The following is a 1,972-nucleotide window of genomic DNA, read 5'->3' as shown; positions in this document are numbered from 1 at the left end:
TACGGCGCAACGTGCCGACCTCCAGCAGCCGCGTGGCCGCCGTCCGGGCCACCATCTCCGGCACCACCCCGGCCCCCAGTCCGGCGCTGGCCGGCGCGCACACCAGGGCGTGTCCAGGGGTCGCGACCAGCACCGACGGCACCGCCTCCACCTCCCGCCGGGCCGGATGGTCCGGCGCCATGCTGATCAGCGGCTCGCCGGCGAGCTCCGCCAGCGGCAGCCGCGTAGAGCCGCCTGCGCGGGCATGGCAGTGGGGCGGACACGAGGACCTGGCCGGGAGGGCGGGAGCACCCGCTCATAGGCCTGCGTCAGCGCCGGGCCGATCTCGCCGGTCGCCACAGCGGTGATCCGACGGTGTGGTTCCCGGCGGTGGCCGTGCTCGTGGACCGGCTGGGGTGGTGGCTGCGCCGGCCGCAGGCGGCCCGGGCCGTCGCAGGGGTCACCGCGGGCGCGTCGACAGGTCTCGGTGTGATGCTCCTGGCCGAGCCGCTGCTCGCGGCCTGACCACCTCGCGCTTGGCGGGCGCAGGCGCCGGTTGCGGCTGTGCCGTCCGGCGCTCCTCGGCGAGGCCCGCCCTCCGGACCAGCCGGGGGAGCAGCCACCACAGGCCCAGACACACCAGCAGGGTCGCAGCGCCCGCGGCCACACCGCCGGCCCGGCCCGTCGTCACGTCCACCACGAGCAGCACCGACCCGGTGAACGCCAGCACCAGAACCCCCATGCCGACCGTGGCCAGCCGGGAGGAGACCTGCACGATGCGGGCCTTGGCGCCGCGCTGGAAGAGCGAGCGGTGCAGGGCGGCGGGCGCGGTGAACAGGGCCGCCGCGAGCACCGCGAGAAGCAGCGTGGTGACGTACGTGGCGCGCTGGAAGGAGTCGAGGGTCGGGAAGCGCTGGGTGAAGGCCAACGTCAGCAGGAAGGCGAAGAGGATCTGCACCCCGGTCTGCGTGACGCGCAGCTCCTGGAGCAGCTCGCCGAAGTTGCGGTCGGCGCGCTCCAGCGGAGTCTCGTTGCGGGCGGTGCACGGGCGGTGGTCGGCCATGCCATCACGGGTAACCACCTCAGCCCGTGTCACGCGTCCGGGAAGACCCGAGGGGGCGGCGGGAGGTCAGGTCGCCGCCACCCCCTCGGGGGCGTCACTTGACCCGGCCGTACCAGACGGCCTTCGTCCAGATCTTCTGCAGCCTCACCACGTCCCCGGTCTTGGGGGCGTGCCAGATCTTTCCCTTCCCGGCGTAGATGCCGACGTGGTAGACGTTCGAACCCGAGTGGAAGAACACCAGGTCACCGGCCTTGCGGCTGCCCGAGGAGATATGGCGGGTCTTGTTGTACTGCTGGGCCGCCGTACGAGGGAGCTTCTTGCCCGCCTTCTTGAACGAGTACAGCGTGAGCCCTGAGCAGTCGAAGCGGCGGGGCCCCGTGGCGCCGTACTTGTACGGCGAGCCCTTCTTGGAGGCCGCGACCTTGAGTGCCTTCGTCGCCGGCGTCGCGGCGGCGGCGTCGGCTGCGACACCCGGGACCACGACGGAGCCGCCCACGGCGGCGATGGCGAAGGCCGAGGCCGTACCGGCCCGGACCATCAGCGACGGGACGCGATTGAGCGCAGTCATGCGCAACCCTTCGTCAGCCGCCTGTGAAGGATGACCTGTCGGATTCGGGCTGGCGAAGTTGCCCGGCCGCTGACGCGGCTTCACCCCAAGGGCTGCTCGGCCCGGTCATGGCGTGACCGTCCCGGCGACCCGTCGTGCCTGGGTCCTCCACTCCTGCCGATCCACTTCTGTCGACCGGTCATCCGGGCGGCGGCAGGACTCGGCGTCCGCCCGGACCGCCCCGCCGCTGCGGCGGGGGCTTGTCGTCAGTCACGGATCTTGGCGCACGGAAGTGCGAAAAGCCCAACGGAACCGAGCATTTGTGGTGTTACTCACCACCCACCCGTTTGGGTGAACACCCCTTCGAACGAAGGCGTGTCGAG

2 protein-coding genes, 2 pseudogenes and 1 riboswitch are annotated in these 1,972 nt (G+C 72.1%); of the genes and pseudogenes, 1 reads left to right on the top strand and 3 read right to left on the bottom strand.

Translation table 11 applies throughout. The features are described 5' to 3' along the window. Window positions 1-181: pseudogene (locus JF597_RS54385) on the bottom strand (LysR family transcriptional regulator); the annotation flags it as partial. A gap of 173 nt (window positions 182-354) precedes the next feature. On the opposite strand from JF597_RS54385, the pseudogene JF597_RS54380 reads away from it, so the two are divergent. After that, a pseudogene (locus JF597_RS54380) lies at window positions 355-504 on the top strand (LysE family translocator); the annotation flags it as partial. Here JF597_RS54380 and JF597_RS54375 read toward each other — a convergent pair. Together JF597_RS54375 and JF597_RS54370 are read right to left on the bottom strand one after the other, a co-directional pair. Next, window positions 440-1,042: a DUF6328 family protein gene (locus tag JF597_RS54375; protein ID WP_294014539.1), complete on the bottom strand. Its 603-nt coding sequence runs from the start codon at window positions 1,040-1,042 to the stop codon at window positions 440-442. The pseudogene JF597_RS54380 and the gene JF597_RS54375 sit on opposite strands and share 65 nt — an antisense overlap. Before the next feature lie 94 nt (window positions 1,043-1,136). Continuing rightward, a complete protein-coding gene (locus tag JF597_RS54370) occupies window positions 1,137-1,610 on the bottom strand; it encodes a C40 family peptidase (protein WP_069762329.1) in 474 nt (157 codons plus the stop codon). Window positions 1,611-1,613: 3 nt separating this feature from the next. After that, window positions 1,614-1,825, bottom strand: a riboswitch (cyclic di-AMP (ydaO/yuaA leader). Between the last annotated feature and the right edge of the window lie 147 nt (window positions 1,826-1,972).

Origin of the sequence: Streptomyces sp., from assembly GCF_019510245.1 — a bacterium.
Taxonomy (GTDB): domain Bacteria; phylum Actinomycetota; class Actinomycetes; order Streptomycetales; family Streptomycetaceae; genus Streptomyces.
This window is presented reverse-complemented; position numbering and strand designations above follow the sequence as displayed.

Bases quoted from the DNA above. Each gene is read 5' to 3' on its own strand.
- JF597_RS54375 (WP_294014539.1), bottom strand. From the start codon at position 1,042: ATGGCCGACCACCGCCCGTGCACCGCCCGCAACGAGACTCCGCTGGAG.
- JF597_RS54370 (WP_069762329.1), bottom strand. From the start codon at position 1,610: ATGACTGCGCTCAATCGCGTCCCGTCGCTGATGGTCCGGGCCGGTACG.